The 7,535-nt window shown below is 68.7% G+C and carries 5 protein-coding genes and 1 pseudogene; 5 read left to right on the top strand and 1 reads right to left on the bottom strand.

All coding sequences use genetic code 11. The features are described 5' to 3' along the window. The 4 genes and pseudogenes from JWQ89_RS05160 to JWQ89_RS05145 all read left to right on the top strand — a co-directional run. Positions 1 to 217, top strand: a pseudogene (locus tag JWQ89_RS05160) (carbohydrate ABC transporter permease); the annotation flags it as partial. A 2-nt stretch (positions 218 to 219) separates the two neighbouring features. Continuing rightward, positions 220 to 2,271, top strand: coding sequence for an alpha-L-fucosidase (locus JWQ89_RS05155; RefSeq protein WP_366143969.1), 2,052 nt, complete (start codon positions 220 to 222; stop codon positions 2,269 to 2,271). After that, the gene (locus JWQ89_RS05150; protein WP_299639006.1) at positions 2,268 to 3,335 is read left to right on the top strand and encodes a LacI family DNA-binding transcriptional regulator; all 1,068 of its coding nucleotides are present in this window, start codon (positions 2,268 to 2,270) and stop codon (positions 3,333 to 3,335) included. The genes JWQ89_RS05155 and JWQ89_RS05150 overlap by 4 nt, the downstream gene beginning before the upstream one ends. 20 nt (positions 3,336 to 3,355) lie before the next feature. Continuing rightward, a complete protein-coding gene (locus JWQ89_RS05145) occupies positions 3,356 to 5,620 on the top strand; it encodes a glycoside hydrolase family 95 protein (protein WP_299639004.1) in 2,265 nt (754 codons plus the stop codon). On the opposite strand, the gene JWQ89_RS05140 is transcribed toward JWQ89_RS05145, so the two are convergent. Beyond that, positions 5,554 to 6,081 (bottom strand): helix-turn-helix domain-containing protein, encoded by a 528-nt coding sequence (locus tag JWQ89_RS05140; RefSeq protein WP_299639003.1) that lies wholly within the window; start codon positions 6,079 to 6,081, stop codon positions 5,554 to 5,556. The two genes, JWQ89_RS05145 and JWQ89_RS05140, sit on opposite strands and share 67 nt — an antisense overlap. Positions 6,082 to 6,245: 164 nt before the next feature. Between JWQ89_RS05140 and JWQ89_RS05135 the strand changes: the two genes are divergently transcribed. After that, positions 6,246 to 7,475 (top strand): MFS transporter, encoded by a 1,230-nt coding sequence (locus tag JWQ89_RS05135; RefSeq protein WP_299639002.1) that lies wholly within the window; start codon positions 6,246 to 6,248, stop codon positions 7,473 to 7,475. The last annotated feature ends 60 nt before the right edge of the window (positions 7,476 to 7,535 follow it).

The raw sequence follows: 7,535 nt of genomic DNA, 5'->3' as shown, positions 1-7,535 counted from the left end.
CTGGACCTGGAACGCCCTGCTGCTACCCATGCTGTATCTCCGCACCAACATCCCGCTGCCGGTGATGCTGACCCGCGTCTCCGGCACCTACGAAGTCAACTGGGACCTCCGCTCGGTGGCCGCCATCGTCACCACCATCGTCCCACTGATCGTCTTTCTCGTCTTTCAACGCCAATTCGCCGCCGGGGCCGAAACCCGCACCGGCGCTAAGGAATGACCATGCCCGCCTCGACCAACAAGCCGCTCCGTTACCGCCAGATCCACCTCGATTTCCACACCTCGGAGCACATCCCGGGCATCGGCTCGGCCTTCGATCCCGACGATTTCGTCGGCACCCTCAAGGCGGCGCATGTCAACTCGATCACCATCTTCGCCAAGTGCCACCACGGCTGGTCGTATTACCCGACCAAGGTCGGCGCCCCGCACCCGCAACTCGCCCGGCCCGACCTGATGGGCGACATGGTCCGAGCGCTGACCGCCGCCGATATCGAGTGCCCGATCTACATCTCGGTGCAGTGGGACGAGCGCAACGCGCGCCTCCATCCCGAGTGGCGCGCCATGAGCGCCACCAACCGCTACAACCATACAATCGCCGGCGACCAGTCCGCTGCGAGGCAGTTGAGCCCCGCCTGGCACACGCTCTGCCTCAACCACAAGGCCTACCGCGACGAGCTGCTCGAGCAGGCCCGCGAAGTCGCCCGCAACTACGAGACGCAGGGCATCTTCTTCGACATCATCCTCACCCCCGATTGCGTCTGCGCCGCCTGCCTCGCCACCATGGAAGAGCACGGCCTCGACGCCGAGAACCCGGCGGATCGCCTCAAGAACGACGAGTGGGTCAACGAGCGCTTCCGCTCCGAGACCAGCGCCGCGCTTCGCGCCGAGTTCCCCGGCCTCCGCGTCTTCTACAACTGCGGCCACATCCACAAGCAGGGCCCGGAGCGCTTCGCCTCCTACAGCCACCTCGAGCTCGAAAGCCTGCCGACCGGCGGCTGGGGCTACGACCACTTCCCCTCGAGCGCCCGCTACGCCGCGACGCTAGGCCTCGATTTCGTCGCCCACACCGGAAAATTCCACACCAGCTGGGGCGAGTTCGGCGGCTTCAAGCATCCCGACGCGCTGGAATTCGAGGCCGCCCAGATGGTTGCCCTCGGCTCCAAATGCCTCGTCGGCGACCAGCTCCACCCCAACGGCGCGATCAACCCCGACACCTACGCCTCGATCGCCCCCGCCTATGCGCGCATCGAAAAGCTCGAGCCCTTCCTCGAGAACGCCCGCCAGGTCTCCGAAATCGCCATCCTCGCGGCGGAGTTCTTCCACCGCGTCGGCGCCCGCAACAACACCAGCGACGACGGCGCCGCGCAGATGCTGCAGGAGCTGAAGCTCCCCTTCGACGTCATCGATCCCAGCACCGGCTTCGATGCCTACCGGCTGCTGATCCTCCCCGACCAGATCCCGGTCGACGCCCAACTCGCCGCCCGCCTCGACGCCTTCACCGCCAACGGCGGCAAGCTCCTCCTCACCGGCTCATCCGCCCTCAACCCCGATGGCAGCTTCGCCGTCCCCGCCGGCATCCGCAGCACCGGCGCCCCGGTGGCGCTCAACCCGTCCTACATGCGCGCCGGCCGCGAACTGGACCAGAGCCTCACCGAAACGCCCTTCGTCATGTACGGCATCGGCCAGATCATCGTCGCCGCTGGCGCCGAGGTCCTCGCCGAGATCGGCCCGTCCTACTTCAACCGCACCTTCCGCCACTACAGCTCGCACCAGCACACGCCGGACGATCCGTCGGCCGCCGCGCTCGGCGCCGCGGTGACGCTCCACCGCGGCATCGGCTACGTCGCCTATCCGATCTTCGCCATGTACCACGCCATGGGACAGCCGCTGTACAAGTACGTCATCCGCGGCCTCATCAACCGCCTGCTCCCCGACCAGGTCCTCGTCACCGACCTGCCGTCCTCGGCCCGCGCCACGCTGACCCGCCAGGCCGAGCAGAAGCGCCACATCCTCCACCTCCTCTACGGCGCCCCGCAGATCCGCGGCAAAGGCGTCCCAGCCGGCGAAAACGGCGTCCGCGTCATGGAAATGATCGAGGATATCCCGACCCTCGGTCCCGTCACCGCCAGCGTCCGCTTGCCCCGCTCGCCCTCCCGCGTCTATGACGCCCTGACCGGCAAGGACGTGCCGTTCAGCAATGGCGGCGACCGGGTCGAAGTGACGCTTCCGAGCCTCCACATCCATTCGGCACTGGTGTTCGAGGGCAGTGTTTGAGCCAACCTGAAGACGAGAGCAGCCGGCGCCGACAGGCGACCATCGTCGAGGTCGCCGACCGCGCCGGCGTCGCCATCGGCACGGTCTCCCGCTACCTCAACGGCCACCCGGTCCGCCGCGGCAATCGCGACCAGATCGAGCAGGCGATCAGCGAGCTCGGCTATCGCCGCAATGCGCTCGCCGCCGCGATGAAGAGCCAGCTCACCAACACCGTCGGCTTCATGGTCCCCTCGCTCAGCGAGTTCCACTCGGCTGTGCTCGAGCACCTGAGCCGCGCCATGCGCAAGGCGGGGAGGGCACTCCTCACCTATTGCCACAACGCCGATCCCGATGCCGTCGTCGACGCCCTCGATTTCTTCGACGCCCACCGCGTCGATTGCCTCGTCATGGACGGCTTCATCGGCGTCGACGACCGCATCCGCGAGCTGGTGGCCGGTGGCACGCCGGTGATCTTCTACGACAACGACGTCAGCGGCGTGCCTGCCGACCGCGTCCTCGTCGAGAACCGCGCCGCCAGCTTCCGCGCCGTCAGCCACCTGCTCGACATCGGCCACACCAAGATCGCCGTCCTCACCGGCGACACCAACTACTTCACCGGCCGCGAGCGCTACGAAGGCTACCGCCAGGCCATGCTCAGCCGCGGTCTCCAGGTCGACGAGCGCTACGTCCTCGACACCCACTGGCACGAGAGCGAAGCCTATACCGGCATGCTCCGCCTGCTCTCCCTCGCCGATCCGCCCACCGCGCTCTACTGCTGCAACTACAACATGACCGTCGGCGCCCTGCGCCTGCTCAAGGAGCACGGCCTGAAAGTCCCCGACGACATCTCGCTCCTGAGCTTCGACGACGTGCCGCTGTTCCAGCTGCACGAAGCGGGAATCACCGCTGTCGCCCAGCCCGTCGACAAGATCGCCGAGACCATCACCGGCATCATGTCTTCCCGCCTCTCCGAGCGCGGCACCAGCCACGAGCCGCACACCATCACGCTCAACTGCGACATCATCCTCCGCGGTTCCACCCGCCGGCTGCTGACCCCCAGCACCATCGCCACGCCGTCGCCCTGACCCCTCACCGGACCCGACCCATGCCCCGCTACTGCCTCGACCTCGATACGCCCGCCCAAGGCTTCATCGACAGCTTCCTCCTCGGCAATGGCTGGCTCGGCGCCACTGTCCGCGGCGGCGTCGGCACCGAGCGTTTCGATCTCAACCTCGACACCGTCTGGTCCGGCGGCCCGCTCGAGCCCGAAACCGGCGAGGTCCCGGCCCGCCTCCTCCCCGAACTCCGCGCCGCCATCCGCGCCGGTGATTTCCTCCACGCCGACGAACTGGGCCGGCAGTTGCAGGGCCAGCGGTATACCCAGTCCTACCAGCCCCTCGGCGGCCTCGAGCTCACCTATGCGGAAGGCCCCGCCACCACCTACACCCGCCGCCTCGACCTCGCCGAGGCCACGACCATAACGCGCTATGACACCGGCAGGGGCCCCGCCGAACTCACCAGCTTCGTCTCCTACCCCGATGGAGTGCTGGTCGCCACCGCCACGGAGCAGGGGGTGCTGACCCCCGATCACGCCCGCCTCGCCTTCGCCTCGCCACACCCGGGCGCCGACATCTCGACCACCGAAATCGACGGCCTCCGCTGGCTCATCGCCACCGCCCGCGTCCCCTCCAGCGTCGTCCCCAACTACGTCCCGAGCCAGCAGCCCGTCACCTACAGCGACACCCCACCCGCTGCCGACGGCACCGTCGCGACCGGCATGGGCTACGCCGTCGTCGCCGCCCTCGCGCCCGACCCGGCCGGCGGCCTCCGCCTCATCGCATCCGCCGCCTCCGGCTTCCGCGGCTACGACCAACGCCCCAGCGCCGATTTCGCCAGCCTCATCGCCACCGCGCGCCAGCGCGTCACCGCCGCCATGGCCCGCACCACCGAAGCGCTGCGCCAGCGCCACCGCGACGACTACCGCGCTTACTTCGACCGCACCGATCTCGACCTCGGCCCCGCCAACGCCCGCGCGGAACTGCTCTTCCATTTCGGCCGCTACCTGTTGATCTCGAGCTCCCGCCCGGGCACCGAAGCCACGAACCTGCAGGGCATCTGGAACACCGACCTCCGCCCCGCCTGGAGCGCCAACTACACCATCAACATCAACACCCAGATGAACTACTGGCCCGCCGAGCCCACCGGCCTCGCCGACCTCCACCAGCCGATGTTCACGCTCACCCGCGACCTCGCCCGGGCCGGCGCCGCCACCGCCCGCCGCTACTACGATGCCGTCGGCGCCACCGCCCACCACAATGCCGACCTCTGGCGCCACACCGCCCCGGTCCCCGGCCACCCGCAATGGTCCAACTGGCCCTCCGCCCTCTACTGGATGGCCGCCCACCTCCTGCAACACCTCGACTACGGCGCTGCCGACCCCGCCTTCGCCGCCGAATACGCCCTGCCGATCTTCCGCGCCGCCGCCGGGTTCGCCCTCGACATCCTCGTCGAAGACGCCACCGGCGCCCTTGTCGCCAGCCCCTCCACCTCGCCCGAACACAGCTTCGTCGTCGCCGGCCAGCACGTCGCCATCACCCAGGGCACCGCCATGGATCAGGAACTGATCCGCGAAACCCTCGCCACCTTCCTTGCCCTCGCTGAACCCGCCGATCCGCTGGCCGGGCCCGCCCGTGCCGCGCTCTCACGCCTCCGCGAGCCGCTGATCGCCCCCGACGGCGTCCTCCTCGAATGGGACGACGACAAAGAGCCCGCCGAACTCGGCCACCGCCACCTCTCGCACCTCTACGGCCTCTATCCCGGCAATCGCATCACCCGATCCGGCACCCCCGAAGCCTTCGAAGCCGTCCGCCGCGCCCTCAACCGCCGCCTCGAAAATGGCACCGGCTACACCGGCTGGAGCCGCGCCTGGGTCGTCTGCCTCGCCGCCCGCCTGCACGACGCCGAGCTGGCCGAGCAATCCGTCGCCGGCCTCCTCGACCACCTCACCTCGCGCTCGCTGCTGGTCCTCCATCCGCACGCCGATTGGCCCGGCGGCAACGTCTTCCAGATCGACGGCAATTTCGGCGTCACCGCCGGCATCGCCGAAATGCTGGTCCAATCCCACGCCAACGAACTCCACCTCCTCCCCGCCCTCCCCACCACCTGGCCCACCGGCAACCTCCGCGGCCTCCGCGCCCGCGGCGGCCTGACCGTCGATCTCGAATGGCATGAAGGCGCGCTCACCCGGGTGATGCTCTCCAGCACAACGGCACAAACCATCACGCTCCGCTACGCCGGCGAGACTCACCCCGTCGCAGTCTCCCCCACCCCGGCAGAGTGGCTCCCCGGCACCCCTGCCGCCTCGCGATAAGCCCCCTCCAGTTCCGCCAGCACGGAGCGGCCAACCGGCGGTGCGCCGAGATGCAGGTGGCGCAGCTCGTCCATGAAGTCGCGCCACATCTCGGGCCCGCCTTGATCGAGCGCGATCGCCCGGGCCGCCAGTTCCGGGGTGACCGGCAGGAAGCGCGACCCCCAGGCGCCCAGTTGGGCCATCACCGGCACCAGGGCAATCGCCTGCTCGGTAAGGCTATAGATGGTCCGCTGCTTGTGCCCCGGATCAGCCGCCGCCGTGATCAGCCCCTCGTCCGCTAGGCGCTTCAACCGGCTGGCGAGGATGTTCGTCGCGATCCCCTCGAGCGAGTTGCCGTGCAGCTCCCCATAGCTGCGCCGGTTCGCGAACATCATGTCGCGCAGCACCACGAGGCTCCAGCGATCACCCAGCACCTCGACGGCAAGATTAATGGGGCATCCCGATCTGAGATCCACAGGCACGGCTCCTTCTGTCCTCTTGCAGTTTACAAGCAGTTCCCCTTGGGTATACCACTTGCAAGTAACAAGCAGTATGCCACAATCGCGTGAACCGAATCTCTTTCGCCCAATGTCGAAATGATCGCCTCCCGTTCGTCTAGGAGGCAGGTCGTCGGAGGAATCGAAGAATGGACAAGCACTATGGTTGGGTCATCGTCGCGGCGGGCGCGGTGATCACCTGCGTCGCGATGGGCGCCATGTTCGCCCTGCCGGTCTACCTGCAGCCCATGGCCGAGGACACCGGCTGGACCCGTGCCGGCATCTCCGGCGCCATGACCATCGGCTTCATCGTCATGGGCGTCGCGGGCTTCGGCTGGGGCGCCCTCAGCGACCGTATCGGCGCCCGGCCCGTCGTGCTGATGGCGGCTGTGCTGCTCGGGGCCGGCCTCGTCCTCGCCAGCACTGCGACCGAACTCTGGGTCTTCCAGGTCGCCTACGGTGCCATGGTCGGCGCCTCCGGCGGCGCGTTCTTCGCCCCCATCATCTCCGCGACGCTGAGCTGGTTCGACAAGAACCGCAGCCTCGCCGTGTCGCTCGTCTCGGTCGGCGGCGGCGTCGCGCCCATGGTCATCACCCCCTTCGCCAGCCTCCTCATCGAGATGAACGGCTGGCGCAGCGCCATGCTCACCATCGCCATCGGCGCGCTCGTCATCATCATCCCCGCCAGCCTCCTCATCCGCCGCGCCCCCATCTTCACGGAAGCCGCAGCCCCGCCCGCCCAAGCCGCCGCCCCCAAGGAGCGGAAGCCCTCCGGCGCCCTCGCCGCGCTTCGCACCCCGCAGTTCATCGTGCTGGCGGCCGTCTTCTTCCTCTGCTGCGCGGCCCATTCCGGCCCGATCTTCCACACCGTCAGCTACGCCATGATCTGCGGCGCCTCGGCGCTGGCTGCGGCCAGCATCTACAGCGTCGAGGGCCTCGCCGGCCTCTTCGGGCGCCTCCTCTTCGGCGTCCTCGCCGACCGGTTCGGCGTGCGCCGCGTCATCGTGGGCGGCCTCGTCCTCCAGGCAGTCGGCATCTACGTCTACATCTACGTGACGCAACTGACCGAGTTCTACATGCTCGCTGCCGTCCTCGGTCTCGCCTATGGCGGCGTGATGCCGCTCTACTCGGTGCTCGCCCGCGACTATTTCAGCCCGCGCGTTATGGGCACGGTGCTGGGCGGCATGGTCATGACCTCGAGCATCGGCATGGCCTTCGGCCCCGTCGGCGGCGGCTGGCTCTACGACACCTTCGGCACCTACCACTGGCTCTACATCGCCTCGGCCGCCATAGGCCTCGCCGCCGCCGCCCTGGCCCTCGCCTTCCCCCCGCCCAAAAAGGACGTGGACGGCCCGACCCCCGAACTCCAGCCCGCCTGACCGCCACCCCGCCGCCATCGCCTCCCTCCCCTGTTTCAGGGGAGGGGACAGGGATGCGGG

This window comes from Devosia sp. (assembly GCF_028290645.1).
Lineage (GTDB): Bacteria > Pseudomonadota > Alphaproteobacteria > Rhizobiales > Devosiaceae > Devosia_A.
The sequence above is the reverse complement of the archived record's forward strand: the minus strand, read 5'-3'. Positions and strand labels throughout refer to the sequence as shown.